Annotated in this window: 17 protein-coding genes; 13 read left to right on the top strand and 4 right to left on the bottom strand. The window is 51.4% G+C overall.

From position 1 onward, the window contains the following. The first annotated feature begins 116 nt into the window (after positions 1–116). From N836_RS40685 to N836_RS40645, 9 genes are all read left to right on the top strand, one after another. Entirely contained in the window at positions 117–2,216 is a 2,100-nt protein-coding gene (locus tag N836_RS40685) for a M3 family metallopeptidase (protein WP_023070240.1), read from the top strand. A gap of 200 nt (positions 2,217–2,416) precedes the next feature. Further along, on the top strand, positions 2,417–3,814 hold the full coding sequence (gene mgtE, locus N836_RS40680) for a magnesium transporter (RefSeq protein WP_023070239.1): 1,398 nt from the start codon (positions 2,417–2,419) through the stop codon (positions 3,812–3,814). Between the two features lie 268 nt (positions 3,815–4,082). After that, positions 4,083–4,862: a DUF502 domain-containing protein gene (locus N836_RS40675; RefSeq protein WP_023070238.1), complete on the top strand. Its 780-nt coding sequence runs from the start codon at positions 4,083–4,085 to the stop codon at positions 4,860–4,862. A gap of 64 nt (positions 4,863–4,926) precedes the next feature. Beyond that, positions 4,927–5,640, top strand: coding sequence for a transcription antitermination factor NusB (gene nusB / locus N836_RS40670; RefSeq protein ID WP_023070237.1), 714 nt, complete (start codon positions 4,927–4,929; stop codon positions 5,638–5,640). A 63-nt stretch (positions 5,641–5,703) separates the two neighbouring features. Then, positions 5,704–7,251 (top strand): signal recognition particle-docking protein FtsY, encoded by a 1,548-nt coding sequence (ftsY, locus tag N836_RS40665; RefSeq protein WP_023070236.1) that lies wholly within the window; start codon positions 5,704–5,706, stop codon positions 7,249–7,251. A 2-nt stretch (positions 7,252–7,253) separates the two neighbouring features. Continuing rightward, a complete protein-coding gene (holA, locus tag N836_RS40660) occupies positions 7,254–8,240 on the top strand; it encodes a DNA polymerase III subunit delta (protein WP_023070235.1) in 987 nt (328 codons plus the stop codon). A 64-nt stretch (positions 8,241–8,304) separates the two neighbouring features. Further along, a complete protein-coding gene (locus tag N836_RS40655; RefSeq protein WP_023070234.1) occupies positions 8,305–8,775 on the top strand; it encodes a DUF4168 domain-containing protein in 471 nt (156 codons plus the stop codon). Positions 8,776–8,836: 61 nt separating this feature from the next. Further along, a complete protein-coding gene (gene obgE, locus N836_RS40650; protein WP_023070233.1) occupies positions 8,837–9,910 on the top strand; it encodes a GTPase ObgE in 1,074 nt (357 codons plus the stop codon). Between the two features lie 16 nt (positions 9,911–9,926). Next, entirely contained in the window at positions 9,927–11,276 is a 1,350-nt protein-coding gene (locus N836_RS40645) for a serine/threonine protein kinase (RefSeq protein ID WP_023070232.1), read from the top strand. Positions 11,277–11,286: 10 nt separating this feature from the next. Here the strand turns inward: N836_RS40645 and N836_RS40640 are convergent, their stop codons facing one another. Genes N836_RS40640 through N836_RS40630 form a run of 3 tightly spaced genes read right to left on the bottom strand, consistent with a single transcriptional unit; the run spans position 11,287 to position 13,605 of the window. Then, the gene (locus tag N836_RS40640; RefSeq protein WP_023070231.1) at positions 11,287–12,624 is read right to left on the bottom strand and encodes a hypothetical protein; all 1,338 of its coding nucleotides are present in this window, start codon (positions 12,622–12,624) and stop codon (positions 11,287–11,289) included. 16 nt (positions 12,625–12,640) lie between these two features. Continuing rightward, entirely contained in the window at positions 12,641–13,054 is a 414-nt protein-coding gene (locus N836_RS40635; protein ID WP_023070230.1) for a VOC family protein, read from the bottom strand. Positions 13,055–13,095: 41 nt separating this feature from the next. Beyond that, on the bottom strand, positions 13,096–13,605 hold the full coding sequence (locus tag N836_RS40630) for a TIGR02652 family protein (RefSeq protein WP_023070229.1): 510 nt from the start codon (positions 13,603–13,605) through the stop codon (positions 13,096–13,098). 270 nt (positions 13,606–13,875) lie between these two features. Here N836_RS40630 and N836_RS40625 point away from each other — a divergent pair, with 270 nt between their 5' ends. From N836_RS40625 to N836_RS0136735, 4 genes are all read left to right on the top strand, one after another. Next, complete coding sequence (locus tag N836_RS40625; RefSeq protein WP_023070228.1) at positions 13,876–14,436, top strand: gamma carbonic anhydrase family protein; 561 nt, start codon at positions 13,876–13,878, stop codon at positions 14,434–14,436. A 71-nt stretch (positions 14,437–14,507) separates the two neighbouring features. Further along, positions 14,508–15,455, top strand: coding sequence for a serine hydrolase (locus N836_RS40620; protein ID WP_023070227.1), 948 nt, complete (start codon positions 14,508–14,510; stop codon positions 15,453–15,455). A gap of 50 nt (positions 15,456–15,505) precedes the next feature. Then, positions 15,506–16,945: a RecQ family ATP-dependent DNA helicase gene (locus N836_RS40615; RefSeq protein WP_023070226.1), complete on the top strand. Its 1,440-nt coding sequence runs from the start codon at positions 15,506–15,508 to the stop codon at positions 16,943–16,945. A gap of 338 nt (positions 16,946–17,283) precedes the next feature. Next, positions 17,284–17,541, top strand: coding sequence for a hypothetical protein (locus N836_RS0136735; RefSeq protein WP_023070224.1), 258 nt, complete (start codon positions 17,284–17,286; stop codon positions 17,539–17,541). Positions 17,542–17,759: 218 nt separating this feature from the next. On the opposite strand, the gene N836_RS40610 is transcribed toward N836_RS0136735, so the two are convergent. Further along, positions 17,760–18,407 (bottom strand): Uma2 family endonuclease, encoded by a 648-nt coding sequence (locus N836_RS40610; RefSeq protein WP_023070223.1) that lies wholly within the window; start codon positions 18,405–18,407, stop codon positions 17,760–17,762. Positions 18,408–18,596 lie beyond the last annotated feature (189 nt).

The following is an 18,596-nucleotide window of genomic DNA, read 5'->3' as shown; positions in this document are numbered from 1 at the left end:
CCCTGGTGGTTTCCCCATCCCTAAAAAATCCAAGTAACATAGAGCTAAGTCGGAATGATTCCGGGAAGCTAGATTTCCTGAAAATTCTGTCACCCTCATTTCTCATTCAAAAAACCATGACTTCTACGGCAACTACCAGTGCCCCCGCTACAACCAATCCGTTTCTTATCGGCCACGGTCTACCTCCTTTTGATCAGTTTCAACCCGATCAGGTAGAATCCGCCATTCAACAGCTAATTAGCGATCTGACTACAGCCCTAGAATCATTGGAACAAACCATGGCTCCCACCTGGGAAGCTCTGGCAGAACCCCTCACCCAAATTAGCGAACGCTTGGGCTGGACCTGGGGTGTTTTAGGACATCTCATGGGGGTAAAAAATAGCCCCGAGCTACGGTCGGCCTATGAAGCTGTCCAACCTGCACTGGTCCAGTTTGCTACCCGTTTAAGCCAGAGCAAAGCGTTTTATAACGGTTTCAAAAAGCTGGCAGAAGATCGTACTTTGAGTCCGGCTCAACAGCGCATTGTTGAAGCGGCTATCCGTGACGCTGAACTCTCAGGTGTCGGTTTAGAAGGTGAAGCTAAGGAACAGTTCAACCAAATTCAACAGCAGCTAGCAGAGCTGTCTACCCAGTTTTCTAACCACGTACTGGATGCCACCAAAGCCTTTAGCTTAAGCCTGACCACCCAGGATGAGGTCGCAGGATTACCTCCTAGCTTGCTGAGTTTGGCGGCTCAGGCTGCCCGTGACGCCGGGGAAGAAACAGCAACAGCAGAATTAGGTCCTTGGCGCATCACCCTGGATATTCCTAGCTATGGCCCATTTCTCAAGCACAGCCAGCGGCGAGACCTGCGAGAAAAGCTTTACCAGGCCTATGTCAGTCGCGCCTCCTCCGGAGACCTGAATAATTCACCGCTGATTGAAAAAACCTTAGAACTCAGAAAACAGCAGGCCCATTTGCTCGGCTTTGATACCTATGCTGACCTTAGCATCGCCAGAAAGATGGCTCCCTCGGTCGATGCGGTTGAAGCCTTGATGGAGGAGTTGCGTAGCGCCAGCTATGATGCGGCAGTCAAAGAATTAGCAGAACTAAAAGCCTTTGCAAAAGCACAAAACTCTCCCGCAGCAGATAACCTCAAACAGTGGGACATTCCCTTCTGGGCTGAACGGATGCGGGAAACCCAGTTTGACCTGAATGATGAAGAACTGCGGCCCTATTTTCCGCTGCCTCAGGTGCTGAACGGTTTGTTTGAGCTGGCCCATCGGCTCTTTGGCATTACCATCACAGCAGCTGATGGACAGGCCCCTGTCTGGCATTCAGACGTGCGTTACTTTGCCATTAATGATGCCAGTGGCAATCCGATGGCCTACTTCTACCTTGACCCCTACAGTCGCCCCGCAGAAAAGCGCGGTGGAGCCTGGATGGATGAGTGCATTGTGCGGGCTCACACGAATCTTGAAAAACCAGCCCGGCTACCGGTGGCTTATCTGGTATGCAACCAGTCGCCACCAGTGGATGGAAACCCCAGTCTGATGACTTTTCGAGAAGTGGAAACCCTATTCCATGAGTTTGGTCACGGACTACAGCACATGCTCACCCAGGTGGATTATCCAGGGGCAGCTGGCATTAACAATGTGGAATGGGATGCGGTCGAACTGCCCAGTCAGTTTATGGAAAACTGGTGCTACGACCGCAGCACCCTATTCAAAATGGCGCGACACTATGAAACGGGAGCGCCGTTACCTGAAGAGGACTATCAGAAGCTGCTGGCGGCTCGCAACTTTATGACGGGCAATGCCATTTTGCGACAGGTCAATTTTGGCTGGCTGGATATTGAACTCCATGCCCGCTACCAGCCAAATGGTACAGAAACAATTTGGGATGTACGCGACCGCCTGGCCCAGAAGACGACTGTACTGCCTCCTTTAGCAGAAGACGCTTTCCTCTGCAGCTTTGGTCATATTTTTGCTGGTGGCTATGCAGCAGGCTATTACAGCTACTTCTGGGCAGAAGTCCTCAGTGCTGATGCATTTGCGGCCTTTGAGGAGGTGGGGATTGAAAATGAACCTGCAGTACAGGAAACCGGGCAGCGATTTCGCGATACGGTCCTGGCGTTGGGTGGCAGTCGTCATCCGATGGAGGTGTTTGAGGCGTTTCGTGGGCGTCAGCCTAGCACCGATGCTCTGCTGAGACACCGTGGGTTAAAGGTGGCGTAGGGGTTTGCTAGTGGTGTTAGGGAGGGTGGAATAGGATCTTTCCCTGAATCTCTGTTGTCTATTCCCCACTTCCTAACACCACCAATCTTTTGCCCATATTTTGCTTCTAAAAATTTTTTGCCAAGAAATTTGCAGGATTTTCTTCGTTCTAGGCCCATTCCACCACTAGACTATAGGCAACTGGATTGGGCATACCTTCCTTGACGGACACTGAACAGGCTACAAGCACTGCATCATTTTCGCGCAAGGAGCTGCGGGAACTGGTGCGATCGCAACTCCAGGTACTTTTAGAACAGAACAACTACCAGGGGGCAAAGGCATTGCTTGTCCCCGTGCAACCGGCAGACATTGCTGAAGCCATTGAGGGGCTACCCGACACCATGCAGGCCCTGGCCTTTCGGCTATTGTCTAAAGCTGAAGCCATTGAAGTCTACGAAAATCTAGATTCCAGCATCCAACAAACTCTGATTGAAGACTTCAAGCGTCAGGATGTCATCGACATTGTGGACAAAATGTCGCCCGATGACCGCGCTCGCCTATTTGATGAACTCCCCGCCAAAGTAGTACGACAATTGCTGCAACAGCTTAGCGCTCAAGAACGCAAATCCACCGCCCTGCTTTTAGGCTATGAAGCAGGCACAGCCGGTCGGGCCATGACCCCGGAGTACATTGCCCTCAAAGAAAACTGGACCGTCGAACAGGCACTTAACCACATCCGTAAGCTGGCCAGCGTCAGTGAAACGGTCTACTACCTGTATGTGACTGATAGCGCCCGGCGTTTGACCGGCATCTTATCACTGCGGATTTTAGTCACTGGTCAGCCAGACCGAACCATCGGGGAGCTGATGACTCGAGAAGTTGTCTCAGTGCAAACTGGGGATGACCAAGAAGAAGTAGCCCGCTTGATTCAGCGTTATGACTTTTTGGCGGTGCCTGTCGTCGACACGGAAGAGCGCCTGGTGGGCATCATCACTGTGGATGACGTGATCGATATTCTCGAAGAAGAAGCCACCAAGGATATCTATGCCCTGGGTGGAGTTCAGTCTGGTGGGGATAATTATTTTCAAACTAACCTGCTCACCGTTGCCCGTAAGCGAGTCGTCTGGCTGTCAGTGCTACTGATCGCCAATACCTTCACCACAGCTGTGATTAAAAGTCAGGAAGACTTGATCCAGCAATTTGCAGTACTGGCCTCGTTTATTCCCCTATTGATCGGTACGGGCGGCAATGTCGGTGCCCAGTCGTCCACGGTGGTGATTCGGGGCTTAAATACTGATGATCTAAAGCTGCGAGAAGCTTTTCGGGTGATTCGTCGAGAAGCGATCGCAGGAGCCTTTCTCGGCTTGATGCTGGGCCTAGTGGTCACCGGCGTATCCTATGTGGTCCCTGCCATTGATGTCGGTGTCGCCCTTACCGTAGGCTGCAGTCTGCTCGCAATCTCAATTTTGGCCTCCAGTGCAGGTGCGGCCCTACCCATTCTTTTCCAGAGCCTAGGCTTTGACCCAGCCCTGATGTCAGCCCCGTTTATCACAACTGTCGTCGATGTCGTCGGCGTCTTCGTCTACCTCACACTGGCTCGGAAGATGCTCCAGCTTTAGCCAGCCTGCCATTTTCACCACACGCCCTGCCCCATAACACCAAACTCTGCACTGCTCCGCCCTCTATATCTCCGCCCTTCTTTTTCTTTCTTGCAAACCGATTCCTTGACCGATCCCTCAACCGATCCCAGCATTTGCCATAAATAAATTAGGATAGATATGGTGATGAACCATACAGCATCACACTGTAGTTCTCTGAAACCAGCACTACCTAGTCCGTTTATTTAACTACAACAAGTTGCTACGACTGTAACTGAGACGTCAGCCCGTGCTTAAACACTTCCAGCAAGGTTTGAAAAATGACCTGATCGCAGGTCTTCTGGTGGTTATTCCCCTCGCCACGACTATTTGGCTAACCATCACTGTTGCCAGCTGGGTGATTCGTTGGCTGACCAAGTTTCCCAAGCAGTTAAGCCCCTTTAACGATCTGCATCCTGCCCTGGTAGCTTTGATCAATCTTGGGATTGGCTTTGCTGTACCCCTGCTGGCAATTTTACTGATTGGTCTGATGGCCCGTAATATTGCGGGTCGGTGGCTCCTCGACCTGGGTGAACGGATTTTACAGTCCATTCCACTTGCAGGGTCAGTTTATAAGACACTCAAACAGCTTTTAGAAACCGTCCTGCAGGATACTAAAAGTCAGTTTAGCCGCGTCGTTTTAGTGGAATATCCCCGTCGAGGCATTTGGGCAATTGCGTTTGTCACCAGCTCAGTCACCTCCATGAACCCAGATTCAAAGATGCTGAGCGTCTTTGTACCGACAACGCCAAACCCCACCAGCGGTTGGTATGCCGTAGTGCCAGAAACCGATGTTGTCAACCTCAGCATTTCCATTGAAGAGGCCTTCAAAGTATTGCTATCAGGCGGTATCGTTGGCCCTAACTTAGCTGAGGCTTTAGTCAATCAATCCGCTGTACTGCCAGAGGAGGACAGCGAAGATTCAGACAACTCTGCCGCTGACCATACCATTGCTGAACAGGTAGACCCTAAAAAACCAAACCCTCCTGAAACCACCGTTGAACTGGTCAACATTGATCAACAGGCATAGTTGCTATCCCTAAGGCTCTTGGCTGATAAGATAGCTGAGCTAGATCACCCCACTCCCCATTACCATGCAATCCCGTCGCATTGCCCGTGAGCTTGCACTCCTTGGTATGAGTCAGCTCACGGACGATCCTAAACGCAGCAAGCAACCTGCTGGCATATCTATTGAAACATTGCTCACCGAGGCGACTCGGACGCTGACCAATGAAGTAAAAGAAGCCTTAGAAGCCGCATCGGCAGAACTGGTGCGCGGTAATCGTCAACTGCTCGATAGCGAAACCCGCTCTGGCGACCTGCGCAGTGCCCAAACAACAGTTAAAGAGGCAATTGAACAGGTTCAAACCGCCATTAACCGTCTGGGTGCGGCAACAGAGCTGCCAGAATTTGTGCAAATGGCTAGTCGCAAAGACATTCAGGCCTATGCCACGCGCATCATCAATCAGCTGATTCAGCATCGCGAGGAAATTGACCATCGGTTAGATAGTGCCATGGTCGGCTGGAATCTGAAGCGATTGGCCCGTGTCGACCGCGACATTCTGAGGATTGCACTGGCCGAGATTTTGTACCTGGCTGTGGATAAGCGCATTGCCATTGACGAAGCCATCGAAATTGCAAAGCGATACAGTGATGAAGAGGGCTATCGGTTTATTAATGGAGTCATGCGCCGAGTGACAGACCAGCTAGACAGCCAGAAACTGGAGGCTAGATCAGCGCCTTTGAAACTGTCGCAATCAGGGCCTGATGCAAGCACTGAACCTGGATCGTCTGAAGACGAACCTTGATTTTCCTTCCATGGTGGGCGGTGCCCACTTTAACCTATTGCCCACTGCCCATTCCCTTTTGCTATGTCTTCATTTAACTGGTTTCGCCGTGGCTATGACGAGTCCTCTAAAGCAGAGGCCGAAACAACCGATGAAAGCACCCCCGAAGCAACATCTACGGAGACAACCACCGATGACGCACCGGCTAATGCTGAAGACTATCTGGCTTGGGCCAAGGCTGCTTACCAGAATATTCAGCAGCAGCAGGTAGAGGCATCAGCACCAGAATCGGAGTCAGCACCAGAGCCAGAGCCGGAGCCAGAGCCAGAGTCAGAGCCAGAGCCACCAGCAGCCCCGACAGCAACTCCTGCTGCTGAAGATGTGCCGACATCGGTATCTACAGCCGAGGAGGTCTCTACGCCAGTACTCACCACTGAGGAGGCTCCCGCAGCCACGGATTCCCCAGAAGCATCCCCCTCGATCGCGGCCCCTTTCTGGGCAAAAGCTGCCGAAGCAGAACGGGAAGCACGTCTAGCCAAGCTCAAAGAAACCGCCATTGTTGAACCGGAGCCCGAGCCCCAGCCCGAATCGGAGCCCGAGCCAGAACTGGTAATGCCCGATGTCGATTTGGACGAGGCATTTCTCTGGTCAGCGGAGGTGCTCGCCTCCCAGGGACGACGTCCTGATGATATTTCACTCGAAGAAATTACCTGGCTCAATCAACTCCGTCAGGGTTTAGGCAAAACCCGACGGGGACTAGTTAACCAGCTAAAATCTGTTGTCGGTCAAGGGCCACTCAACGAAGATGCCATCTATGAAATTGAGGCGCTACTGCTCCAGGCCGATGTTGGCGTAGAAGCCACTGACAAGATTATCGAAGCGCTGCAGAGCAGAATGCGGGAGGAAACCCTGCCGCCGGATGCTGCCATCCGTTATCTCAAAAATATTCTGCGGAAAATGTTAGATAGCCCATTAGATGGAGACCATAATCTGCTCTTTGTCCCCGAAAGTGAACAGCTCAATATTTGGCTGATGGTGGGTGTGAATGGAGCCGGTAAAACCACTACCATCGGTAAGCTCACCCACATTGCTCAAAAGTCCGGATACAACTGCTTGATTGCCGCTGCTGACACCTTTAGAGCCGCTGCCGTTGAGCAGGTCAAAGTTTGGGGAGCCCGCAGCGGCGTTGAAGTAATTTCCAATCCTGGCCAAAATACAGATCCTGCTGCCGTCGTATTTGATGCCATTGCCGCTGCTAACTCTCGCAATACGGAATTGTTGCTGGTAGATACCGCCGGTCGTCTGCAAAACAAGAAAAACTTGATGGACGAACTTTCAAAGGTGCGTCGCATTATTGATAAAAAAGCTCCTGATGCCAACGTAGAAGCTCTGTTAGTGCTGGATGCCACCCTAGGTCAGAATGGGGTGCGCCAGGCCAAGGTATTTTCCGAGGCGGCTAACCTCAGCGGTGTGGTACTGACAAAGTTAGATGGCACGGCCAAGGGGGGCGTAGCTCTGGCAGTGGTGCAGCAGCTGGGGCTACCGATTCGATTTATCGGGGCAGGTGAAGGGATTGAGGATCTGCGGCCTTTCTCCAGCTATGAATTTGTCGAAGCCTTGTTAAGCGGTTAACCATGCCGGTTTATTTCTTTTGGGGTGCCGATGAGTTTCGGATGAAAAAGGCGGTGCGGGCCTTGTGCGATCGCAACCTTAATCCTGACTGGGCCAGCTTCAACTACGAAAAAATTCCACCGGAGCAGTCCAATGCTTTAATCCAGGGTCTTAACCAGGCCATGACACCCCCCTTTGGCATGGGCAAGCGCGTCGTCTGGCTAGTCGATACTCCCATTTGTCAACGCTGTTCCGCCGATCTACTCACCGAATTAGAACGGACGCTGCCTAATATTCCCACTAGCAGTATCCTGCTTTTGACCAGCAGTAATAAACCAGATGGGCGCTTAAAGTCCACCAAGCTGGTCAAAAAATATGCCGATATTCGTGAGTTTGAGACGATTCCACCCTGGAAAACTGAGCAGATTGAACATCAGGTTTATCAGGTTGCCAAGGATGTCGGACTGCAGCTTACGCCCCAGGCAGCGGCACTGCTGGGCGAAGTAATTGGCGCTGACACCCGCCGCTTGTATAACGAACTGGAAAAACTTAAAACCTATTGGACTCAGCCTAAACAGGCCCTGCCGCCAGAAGCAGTGCATACCCTGGTGGCCACCAGTACCCAAAGTAGCCTCAAGCTGGCAGCAGCACTGCGAGAGGGACACACCGACCGCGCCCTCACCCTAGTAACAGAACTGCTAGAACGCAACGAACCGGCTCTTCGGATCGTTGCCACCCTAGTAGGTCAGTTCCGCACCTGGCTATGGGTCAAACTAATGACTGAATCAGGCGAGCGCGACACCCGTATCATTGCCCAGGCTGCTGAGGTTGGCAATCCGAAACGTATTTATTTTTTACAAAAAGAGCTGCGTAACATTTCCTCTCGACAGTTGCAAAATGCCCTGAAACTCCTATTAGCCCTTGAATATTCCCTTAAGCAAGGCGCGCCTGAAACTGTAACATTACATACCAAGGTGATCGAATTGGCCCATTGCTTCCAGTCAGCCTGAGGGCTGAGGATGCGATCGCCCTGCTTTATTCACTAGAATTGGTCAACTCTTACTAGGTATTGCCATGATGCTTCCTCGTCGCTCTAGTAATGACAGCCATCCTCCAATCCGTTGGATAGTTGGCACCACTGTTGGACTGTTGGCGAGTGCCTCACTGCCCCTGTCTACACTTTGGCAAAGTGGATACGCCCAAAGCTTTACCGAAGAAGAAATTGGCAACTATGCAGCGGCGATCCTGGCCATTGAAGAAATCCGCACAGATGCCTACGGTAATATCAGTGACTTGCTCACCATTGCTAACGAAGATGTCACCCGCCATGACCTCCGCTGTGTCAGTGCTGACTCGCTGACGCAAATGCCGCGTACGGTGCGATCGCCAGTCCGCCGTCTCTTGGTTAACTACTGCAATAACGCCAAAGACCTGATAGAAGAATCGGGTCTGACCGTTCAGCTGTTTAACGCCATTACTGCCGCCCATCGGGAAGATGAAGCCCTAACAGAGCAGATACAATTAGAAATAGCTAGACAGCAGTAGGAAGCCATACCCGCCCACTGCCTCCGTCCTCAAACCGTTTACCCATCTACCCATTTCCCCTATGCAATTTATCGATCAAGCCGAAGTTGACGTCCAAGGGGGTGATGGTGGAGATGGACTCGTCGCCTTTCGCCGTGAGAAATACGTCCCAACCGGTGGCCCATCCGGAGGCAACGGCGGTCACGGTGGTTCAGTCGTCCTCAAGGCGGTCACAAACCTGCAAACACTGTTAGATTTTCGCTACGCCCATCGCTTTAAGGCTGATAACGGCGAGCGCGGTGGCCCTAAAAATATGACCGGGGCCACCGGCAAAGAATTAATCGTAGAAGTCCCCTGCGGCACCATGGTGTACGATGCCGACACGGATGAGCTGCTGGGAGATCTGGTCGCAGAAGGCCAGACCCTCTGTGTTGCTGCCGGGGGCAAAGGTGGCTTGGGGAACAAGCACTTTCTTAGCAATCGGAACCGAGCCCCCGAGGCCTGCCTACCCGGTCTACCCGGTGAAGAACGACGCATTCGTCTGGAGCTAAAACTACTGGCGGAAGTGGGGATTATTGGCCTGCCCAATGCCGGTAAGTCCACCTTAATTTCAGCCCTCTCGGCGGCTAAACCCAAGGTCGCAGACTATCCCTTCACCACACTGGTGCCTAACTTGGGCGTGGTCCGTAAACCCACTGGTGATGGCACAGTATTTGCCGATATTCCAGGGCTAATTGAAGGGGCACATACCGGAGCTGGTTTGGGTCACGACTTTTTGCGCCATGTGGAACGCACCCGCGTGCTACTGCACGTCATCGACATTACGACCCTAGACCCGATTGAACATTACCACACGATTCAACAAGAGCTGACGGCCTATGGCCATGGCCTGGCAGACCGGCCACAGCTACTGGCCCTCAATAAAGTCGATGCGGTACCTGAGGATGAGTTGGAAGTGGTCACTGAAGAACTGATGGCCAGAAGCGGATGCGATCGCATCTTTGGTATCTCTGCTGTCAGCCGTCAGGGTTTAGAAGAACTGCTGCAGGTGATTTGGGATTTATTGGAAGAGACGACACCTCAAGAAATAGTCATTGAACCAGAACCCTTTCCCAATCTAGTTCCTCCAGAAATGGCCCCCACCCAGTGGACCTAATCTCCAATCATCCTCCATGTACGATGCCCACCCCCCAGGTTCCATCATCAAGAATCGGTACCGGATTTTAGAGGTTTTGGGACAGGGAGGCAGTGGTATTACCTACGCCGCCACCGATCGGGCCAATGATCAGCTCGTGGCGCTGAAGGAACTGTCGCTCAAGGGGCTAAGCGATTGGAAAAAGCTGGAGCTATTTGAGCGAGAGGCACAGGTTCTAGAGGGGCTAGACCATCCAGCAATTCCTAAATATATCGACTATTTTCAGGTAGATACGCAGCGCGATCGCTACTTTTACATTGTCCAGGCCCTGGCCAGAGGCCGGTCGCTGGCGGACTTAGTCGCAGCAGGGACACGCTTCTCGGAAGCCGAAACTCGATACATCGCCACCGAAATTTTGCAGGTGCTGCAGTACCTCCACAGCCTGAATCCGCCTATTGTCCACCGGGATATCAAACCTCAAAACATTATTTATGGGGATGATGACCGCATTTTTCTGGTGGACTTTGGCGCAGTACAAAGCGTTTACCGCAACACCATCGCCTTTGGCAGCACTGTTGTCGGCACCTTTGGCTATATGGCCCCCGAACAGTTTCGCGGTCAAGCCTATCCCACCACTGACCTCTATGGCCTAGGTGCCACCTTAATTAACCTGCTCACCCATCAAAATCCAGCCAACCTGCCACAAAAACGGCTCAAGATGGACTTTCGAGCCGCCATCACTACATCTGATGCGTTTACTAACTGGTTAGAAGGGTTGATTGAGCCCTTGGCCGAAGAACGATTTGAGTCGGCCAGCACTGCCCTCATGGCCCTGACACGACCAGAGCTGGCCACGACCAAAGCCATTAGCCAACACCCCGCAGGTAGCCAGATTCAACTGGACTACGGTCGCCGTCATCTATCACTGAAAATTCCACCAGCTGGGTTAGAAAAAGCAACAGCCAGGGGGCATGTCACCCTGGCTGTTGTTTGGAATGCGATCGCTTGGTTTGTTGGGCTAACCGTCTTACCGTTTTTTCCACTGGCGGTAGCCGTTGTTTTCTTTGTGCCCTTTTGGGCCATTGGCTTAGCCATTGCCTGGAGAACGCTGTGGGCCAGCTTTGAAGAGATCAGGCTAGACATTAGCAAGGAGCGGTTTACGCTCAAACGACGGCTGTTTTTTTGGCAACAAACACAGCGGGGCAATGTAATTGATTTGGAACGGGTTGTTTTAGAAACCATCTTTCTAAGAAATGATCACCCAGTGAAAACCTTGGCACTGCGAGAAGGCATATACAGTCATCAATTTGGCACAGCGCTATCCATAGCAGAAAAGGAATGGCTGCAAGAAAGACTGGACAGCTTTATTCAGGCCCAGAAAGAGTAATCCGAATTTTCTAGCGCAGCTTCCAGACCTGCCCCAGTTGATTCAGTGCCTGTTGCAGATGATCGATGGTGATTTCCTCAGAGCCCGCTAGAGTTTGAGTCACATCACCAATGGCCCTAATCTGCTGGCTAGAAAGCTCTAACCCTTGGGCTAAAGAACGCCAACGCACCTTGCCCATGGCCTTGACCCCCTCGGGAAATGCCTGCTGCCAAAGCTGGAGACGGAGTTCGGCATCGGGCTTGGGGATATCTATGGGCGTAAGCTGCTGCCGCCAGTTACGGCGCACCAGGTGGCGATAGGGTACTGCAAAAACAATGTGGGCAGGTGAGTGAGTCAGCCAATGTTGCAAAACTGCAGATTCTACCGTCGAGTGACGCCCGAGCCAGTGATGGGCCGCTTTGATCAGAACAATTGGATATTTGGTTTGGTTTAACTCAGTAAGACAAGTAGACCAGTCTGGGGAAGCAATTTGAGCTAGATCGAGGATATGCAAAGGATGATTGAGCTGGGTGGCAAGTGCGATCGCAACCCTATCTTTATCTGCCCCCGCATCACCCAGCAGCAGCAGTCTCAGTCGAGACTGCTCGGCCATTCCCTGCAGCCGCTGCCTCAGTCCAGCCGCCACCACCAATTCTGACCAAGCCACCCGCTCCACACAAGGCTGGGCCAGTCGATCAGCCGCCATAAACCGCAGCGGCCAGCCAGGGTCTGGATGCTCTGCCAACAAATAATCCACCCATTCAGGAGCCAGTTGCAACTGACTGCCCAGCAACGTTGATGCCCCCTCAACACAGCGTAAAATCCGGTGCTGCAGTAACGAATTCTCACCGGACAGCTGCATACGAGCCCGTCGTCTTTCTGCATCATTGCGACACAGTACTCGTAACGCCAGATCAACCGTAGGCAATGCCCCTCCAGTACAGTGCGCTCCCGTTTGCAAATAGTGATACAGCCGTCCGTAGCGCACCTGCACCTCGGGAGCCAGAGCCATCAGCACCAGCTTCTTCTCAAATAAGCTCAGTCCTAACGCCATTTGCATCGTCGGCAGTCCCAAGGAAATCTGCTTAGCCCGGCTGAGCAAAATCCGCTTATCCAAGGTTTTTTGATAGCCTAACGCTGGCCGCTCAACCGATTTAGGCGCGGTATCATCATAGGCACGATTTTTGACCGCAACTAACCCCAGCCACCAATCACTCGTCGCCTTATCGGATGGATTTTTAGCCACCTGAGCTACCGACTTAAGATTTTTCCGCTGCTGAGATACGGCCACCAGCAACAGCCGTTCTAACCAGTTAAGCTCTGTCTCCAGATATACCCAATTATTTGCAAACGGAATTCCAGAACCCATTAATTATGACAAGTGACTATTTCAAGCGACGCAGAAACTCAAGCGGTAACCCATCCGTATCCGCAAGAAAAGCTACTTCATACACACTAGACCCAATCATCTGCTGCTGAGGTTCCAATAGCACAGTTAGCATCGTATCCAGCGAAATTGCTTTCTGCTTCAGCTGTTCAAGCCAAACCGGCAAACTATCAGCCCTTTGAGTCACATCAAACGATAGATGATAGTAACCGGTGTAATGCTCATCGCTAAACGCATCCGCCGCTGGCTTCGGCTCCGGTACCTGCATTAGCTCAATTCGCCCACCCAGGCCTTCCATCCAACAAGCCAGGGTAATGCCAGCGGTAAAGCGTTCTACTACTTCAAACCCCAGCAGCTCATAGAAGGCAATAGCCCTATGAATATTCGCCGTTCGAATCGACGCATGGTGCATAAAATTCCTATCGCCGCCTTGCGACCAACAACCCGCGCAGTTTACTCAAAAAATTTTAAATACCGATAGTTATTGGGTACCCCAGGCTCTTTTTCCAAATCAAAGTTGATCACTTCCCATTGCGGCACCTCTTGAGAAGAGGGGCTAAAGGCCACGGGGAGTCCATATAGCCGGGGAGTTCCCGTATCTACCTGACCACGCCAGGGAGCGCTGTACTCCAGATAGGATTTGACCAAGGGTCGATAGCGCTCAGCAATAATCACCCGTGTCGCCCGATATCCTTCGGTATATAACCGATCCAGCGCTTCATGAATCTCAAACCGAATGCCATCGGGGTGAGTATGCTGACGATACCATTCGCCTTCCCACTGACGCCAGTGACGCCCCGATTGCACATGCACCAAATCATGGGTTTCAAGACTCACCTCAAATGCACCATGTCGGGTACACAGATAGCTATCGGTCAGGGTTAATGCCGGAATTGTCTGCCGACAGTGGGGGCATTTGATCTCTGGCCCATAAAACGGATACTGAGAAGCAGAATTTATCATGCGGGTCTATTAAAACATTGATGCCTACTTTGGATTGACCTGTCTCAATTACCCCAACGTTGAGCCCAGGAAAACCCCTTAGGTGTTGGAATGTCCTTAGGAACGCTCCAAACAAGACTAAGAAGGCTTGCACTCGCCTTATTATAACGGGAGGCAAAATAGCACGCTCTAACCCTTACATACATTATTCCAAAGAGTTTTGTCCATCCTGGTAATCAACTACAGGCATCTCACTAACCTTCAAACCTAGACCTATCCTTGGGTAATTCCGTGACTGACCTCACTCCTGTTTTAACCACCCCCAAAGGCTTTTGGCCTGCACCAGATATTTCCAAAGCCGCCTTTATCGCCCCGAATGCTACTGTTATTGGCCATGTAGAAATCCATGAAGGAGCCAATATTTGGTATAGCGCAGTAGTTCGCGGCGATGTCGAACTCATCCGCATCGGGGCCCACAGCAATGTACAAGACGGTGCCGTTCTCCATGGCGACCCTGGTCAGCCCACTATTCTGGAAGATTACGTCACCATTGGCCATCGCGCCGTTGTCCATAGCGCCCACATTGAGCGCGGCTGTTTGATTGGCATCGGTGCCATTATTCTTAACGGCGTCCGTGTCGGTGCGGGCAGCATCGTCGGTGCAGGAGCCGTCGTTAATAAAGATGTGGCACCGGGGTCTTTAGTGGTGGGCATCCCTAGCAAAGTATTTCGATCGCTATCCACCGAAGAAATCGACGACCTGATCGACCATGCCAAAAAGTATGAGCAGTTAGCTCTGGTTCACGCCGACAAGGGAACAGATTTAGGGTTTGAAAAAGAAGATCACTCCTAAACCTATGGGCTCCACCGCAATAGATTGACCCTACTTCCCTTGCCACCCTTATTCCCGCTCTCCCCTATCCCATGACCTCTAAATTCTTCCAAACCGACGACATCCTCCAGCAAAAACTCCAGCAGGTACTTGAACTGACCTGGGCGCGTTTCTCAAACCTGGCCCAAAACCAGATTGCAGTTACCTGGTTAGCCTACGAACCACCCTACATTGTCAATACGGGGGGAGCATTAAGCACAACCGACTTTTGGACACAGCAACCTAAAGGAGCAAGCTATCGTGGTGTGGAACGAGTTTATCCGGCCAGCGTCATCAAACTGTTTTATCTGGTCGCAATCCATGAGTGGTTAGAACGAGGCATGGTTCAGTCAAGCCTGGAACTGGAGCGGGCCAGCCGCGACATGATTGTTGATTCTAGTAATGACGCCACAGGCTATGTCGTCGATGTTCTCACCGGCACTAACAGCGGTCCAGAGCTACCCCCTGGCCCATTTGAAACCTGGAAGCATCAGCGCAACTTGATCAACCGCTATCTACAAAGTTTGAAGTGGCCTGAACTCGCAACAGTCAATGCCAATCAGAAAACCTGGTGCGATGGCCCCTATGGTCGAGAGCAGGCATTTTTGGGTGAGGCTTACGAAAACCGTAATATGCTCACTACTGAGGCATCGGCTCGACTATTGCATAGCATTGTTGGCGGTGTTGCCGTGAATGGGGTGCGATCGCAAACCATGATGAACCTGATGAAGCGAGACCTGGACCCCAAAGTACTCGCTGCAGATCCAGAGAACCAGGTCACCGGCTTTTTAGGCGCTGGCGTACCCGTCGAAACTAAGGTTTGGTCCAAAGCAGGACTCACCAGCAAGGTCCGTCATGACACCGCCTATATTGAGGCCGATGGAGCCCATCCTTACCTACTGATCGTATTTACCGAAGGCACTGAGCATAGCAATAACGAGAAGATTTTGCCCTTTGTCTCAGCACAAATCCTAGCAGCAATGCATGAGTTAGGTGTGTAGGAAAGCCACACTCTCAACGGGCACCCTAGACTTAGTTCAAGGGCACATCAATGGTTACCACAACATCATGGCAGCAAGTAGAAGCCCGGTTTAAACAAATCTGGGGCTACGACAGCTTCCGCTCCCCGCAAGACGACGTCATCCGCACACTCCTATCAAAACGAGATGCCCTCATCGTTATGCCAACCGGCGGGGGCAAATCCATCTGTTTTCAGCTACCGGCCTTATTGCAAACGGGGATAACCCTGGTAATCTCTCCGTTGGTTGCCCTGATGGAAGACCAGGTGCAAGAGCTAAAACAACGCCATCTAGCCGCAGAGCGTATCCATAGTGCCCTATCAAACTTTGAGAAACGCAAGATACTACAGCGAGTACAACAAAACCAACTGCGACTGCTATACTTATCGCCTGAAACACTTCTCAGCAAGCGAGTTTGGGAAAGCCTCTGCCAGCCTCAGGTGATCATCAACGGGCTCATTTTGGACGAAGCCCATTGTCTGGTGCAGTGGGGCGAGACATTTCGACCGACCTATCGAAGACTGGGCGCAATCAGACCAGCCCTGCTGAAGCATAAGCCTGCAGGCACACAGCTACCCATCGCCGCATTTACAGCAACAGCTAACCCAGCGGCTCAACGCACCATCTGCAAAGTGTTGGATCTACAACAACCGAAAGAGGTCAAGCTGAGCCCCTATCGGTCAAACTTAAATTTAGCGGTGAAAATGGTTTGGACACCGCGTGGACGACGGCAGGCAATGGTGAAGTTTGTAAAGGCTCACCCCGGTCAAGCAGGGTTGATCTATGTACGCACCCGCCGGACAGCAGAAGAGTTGACTCGGTGGTTGCATCCAAAAGGATTTTCAGTGGCGGCATATCATGCTGGACTGGCCAATGAGGAGCGTCGTCGGATTGAAGCCGAATGGATAGAAGGGCGTTGTCAGTTTGTAGTATGCACCAGCGCCTTTGGCATGGGAATTAATCACCCACACGTTAGATGGGTTTGTCATTTTCACGCACCGAGTACCCTGAGTGAGTATGTGCAGGAGATTGGTCGCGGAGGCCGAGATGGGAAACCAGCTGATGCGTTAACGTTGGTGAGTGAGCCCACAGGCTGGCTGGATTCGGAAGATAAACAGCGCTGGAAGTTTTTTGCGGAGAGTGAGCGGAAGCTACGGCGAGAGGCAAAGCAATTGGTGAAGTCACTCTCGGCAGCTGGCCATATTGATGAGGTGCTACAGCTGGATAGGAAAGCAGCTACTGCATTGGCGCTATTGCATAGTCAGGGACAGCTGGTTTGGGAAGACCCGTTTCACTATCGATTAAATGTGAGGCAATCATCGAAAACAAGTGAGACTTGCGACAGTTTGAAAGAGATAAAACGGTATCTTTCTAGTCGAAACTGTCGTTGGCAGAAGCTTTTAGTCCAGTTTGGCTGCGAGGCAGAAGCCAAAGGTATGCAATGTGGTCATTGTGATAATTGTGGTGACTAACAAATGACCATATACATTGCTAACCTTGGATTGATGCTGAAGTTTAGCAATGTATATGGATATGGCAGTCTTGTCAGGACCTGCTTGACTCAACAATCTGTGCCTGATAGCCTACACAATAGGCAACTGATAACAGCTGTCTTTCTGCACCCAAAAATTTAGCTGCGCGAGATGGTAGTGCGCCAACACTGCCACCCCGCTAACCCTTCCAACTGGAACTAGCAGTTGGTGAGCTGTGAGCATTTTACAGCCACCCTGATTTTAGTTGCAGGGTGGCTAACTTTTTGGGGGCTTTCCTCCCTGTCGTTTCGCAGTAAAAACCAAAGGAAAACGCCCCTATGACTTTCTCAAATCAGGCACCTGAGGTGCCGCCCGGTCTGCCTGCCGACTTTTCCAGCAGTCTACCGACCGGCGGTTCCATCCGTCATATTTTGCTTGGCCACCCCAGCCACATCCGTCAGACCATTCATCTACTGCACAATCTGCGGTATACAGAAACCAGCCAGTGGAGCCCGCTGATCGAAGTGCCCGAAAACCGACTGATATTGAGACCCCTGCCTGATGAGGTGATCAGCATGTTGGTAAGGCGACTGTAAGTTTACTTACTCCAGCATGGTGGGCAAACAGTCAGTCTAGAAAATCACCATAGCGGTTGCACCAGAGTTGCCCACCATATTCCTACTTCCAGATCTAGCTCAGAGTAAGCCTTGATGGGTATGTCATTTTCGTATGCCGAATACGACAACATTGTTACCAGATGATAAACATATGCCTGGTTCACAGTCCGATGTTCTGCAAGCAATCGCCCTAGAAATCAGCGGGGTAAAACATCATCTAGTCGCATTATTAGCTCTGGAAACATGCGTGAGACAATTTTCTCTCCTAACCGAAACTGTTGTTGCTGATACTCATCACCTACCAACTCACAAACCGTAATCGTAGGTTGTTTAGGTCGACCAATGAACGCAATTCCACCTAAGCCAAGATAATCCACGATCCAATATTCCGCAATACCAAAGAGAGAATACTCTTCTACCTTACGGGCATAATCTGTTTCCCAATTGGTACTGACTACCTCAACCACCAACTTCACAGAAGTCGCTAACGTTATCACTGGCTCTCTCTGCCAAAGTGACTCCTGAGACAGAGCCAGCTCATCTAAAACAATTACATCCGGACGACGCGCCGTCGCAACATTTGCAAACGGTCGCAAAATAGCACGTGTGGGTATCACCCAGGGAAGCTGTTGTTTGTCAATCTCAATATTCAGCTTGCTGGTCAGCTTGCCCGCCACCGTTTCATGAGGACCAGTCGGCTCCATATCAATCAGCTCCCCATCAGCTAGCTCATAACGAGAGTCTGCGCTGTATTGTTCAATAAAGCCATCGAAGGTTAGGATTTGAGTGGGCGTATAGGTCATAACGGACTGCACGGCTTTGCCATACTCAATGACATATTCCAAGCATACTCCACCCCACAAGAGCGATCAGCTAAATCAAGCTCATTTTAACGAAACAATTCAAGGTAGCTCCTGCCGTCACAACGTAGGCTGGCGTTGAGCTGCCTTAGACTTATGTCTATTGCCGACATTTCTCCTCTAGTAAAACCCAACGTTGTCAACCTATGGAGCCGTTGAACTTCGACAGTATTG

Source organism: Leptolyngbya sp. Heron Island J (genome assembly GCF_000482245.1).
Lineage (GTDB): Bacteria > Cyanobacteriota > Cyanobacteriia > Phormidesmidales > Phormidesmidaceae > Leptothoe.
The sequence above is the reverse complement of the archived record's forward strand: the minus strand, read 5'-3'. Positions and strand labels throughout refer to the sequence as shown.